Origin of the sequence: Paucisalibacillus globulus (assembly GCF_900184735.1) — a bacterium.
Classification (GTDB): Bacteria; Bacillota; Bacilli; order Bacillales; family Amphibacillaceae; genus Ornithinibacillus; species Ornithinibacillus globulus_B.
The window spans coordinates 1-1,839 of the sequence record NZ_LT855398.1 but is presented as its reverse complement, the minus strand read 5'-3'; the positions used below and the strand labels follow the sequence as shown (position 1 = coordinate 1,839).

The window sequence follows — 1,839 nt, the reverse complement described above, 5'->3', positions numbered from 1 at the left end:
CGTATTGTCAAAAGTTTTTATAAAAAATCTATTAGTATTCCCTATTTCATGCGTTTTTATACAAAAAAACTTGCCACCCCCTCGAATTTAGGGTATTAGTGAGGTAACCACACCAAAACAAATACCTTAAAAAGAAAGGAAAGTGACAAGTTGTTACCTCAATTTATAACCTATTTACTTGTATTTATCAAGCTCCAAGAAAGAATAATTTTAGCTCTTCTTGGAATTATTCTTGGAAAATCGGTTGCCAGTGCTCAGTTTGACGAACCTGTTAATAAACCTTATCGAAAAATGGAAGTAGATGACCTTCCCATTATAGAAACCTTAGAAAAACTAGATTATAAAGAACTTCTTTCCAATCATCTGTCGAAACACGGGAAAGAGTTAAAGCCCGTTAGGCGTCATAAAAATAGTGTGGTTACAGTTCCTGCGAGTCTAACGTGCCCAAAGTGTTCAGCACCTTCTTCGTATCTCTATGCCAATAATGGTGATAAAGGACAGTATCAATGTAAAGTGTGTGCGTGTTTGTTTAGTAAACAAAATCGTTTCGAAAAAGAAGCTATTTTTAAGTGTCCTCACTGTTTTAAAACACTAGAAAAAATCAAGGAGCGTAAAGACTTTTATGTTTTTAAGTGTAAAAAGAACGACTGTCCCTATTATCAAAAAAAGCTAAATCAAATGTCTAAAGAGGAAAAAGAGCGATTCAAGAAAGACCCCCAGGCCTTTAAAGTTAGGTTTATTTTCCGTGTGTTTCACTTTGACTTTAAACCTCTTTCCAAGGAAACACCGGAGAAGCCAAAGGTTGATCTTTCACGAATATACGTGTCTCCACATACGCTAGGCCTTATTTTGACCTATCATGTAAACTATGGTCTTTCAGCACGAAAAACAGCTGCATTGATGTACGATGTACATCAAGTGAAAGTTTCCCATCAAACCATATTGAACTACATGAACAGTGTTGCCCTTGTCACCAAGCCTTTCGTGGATCATTATCCATACGAACTGTCGAATAGTATTTGTGGTGATGAGACCTATATCCGCGTCAAAGGACGTTGGCATTATCTATTCTTCTTCTTTGATGCGGTAAAAAAGATTATATTGTCTTACCCTGTTTCACCTAACCGCGATACATTGTCAGCTATAAAAGCGTTAGATTCTGTCTTTCAAAAGTACAAAGAGATACCAGAAGACTTAACGGTTGTCGTTGATGGTAATCCCATCTACATGTTGGCCCAGCATTATTTCGCACAACATGACATCCATTTTGATATTCATCGTGTAATTGGCCTAACAAATGAAGATCCTGTTTCAACCGAATATCGACCACTGAAACAAATCATCGAACGACTGAACCGTTCTTTTAAAGGTAATTACAGAGCGACTACTGGATTTGGTTCTCAGGAAGGGTCTGTTTCCTATGTGACGTTATTTGTCGCGTATTTTAACTTCTTACGCCCACATGCCACCTTGGAAAACAAAGTACCAGTAGTCATTCCGGAACTCGAAAAGATGCCGAACATGCCAGAGAGATGGACGAAGCTAATCGAATTATCTCAGCAATACTTGATGGACAAGCAAGCTGCCTAGCTTTTGTTTAGCTGAGCCCGACAAATTAGCTATCGGCGTAGCGAACTCTTGACAAACCGAACTGGACAATGGTTTAAACTAGTAAAAGTCAAGGGCTATTTGTCGTGCCTTCTTTTGTTCCCTTCGCCCTTGACACCACACCCGTAAACCATTGTCGTGTTTGTCAAGAGCGATGGCGGTAAGATTTCCACCATCAAAAGTGTGGGTATTTTATTTTTATGGGCTTTTCATAGAACTTTTTACACTACC

The 1,839-nt window shown here is 38.4% G+C and carries 1 protein-coding gene; it reads left to right on the top strand.

Going from position 1 to position 1,839, the window contains the following annotated elements; genetic code table 11:
• The first annotated feature begins 150 nt into the window (after positions 1 to 150).
• Complete coding sequence (locus tag BN999_RS16565) at positions 151 to 1,590, top strand: DDE-type integrase/transposase/recombinase (protein WP_096273233.1); 1,440 nt, start codon at positions 151 to 153, stop codon at positions 1,588 to 1,590.
• Positions 1,591 to 1,839 lie beyond the last annotated feature (249 nt).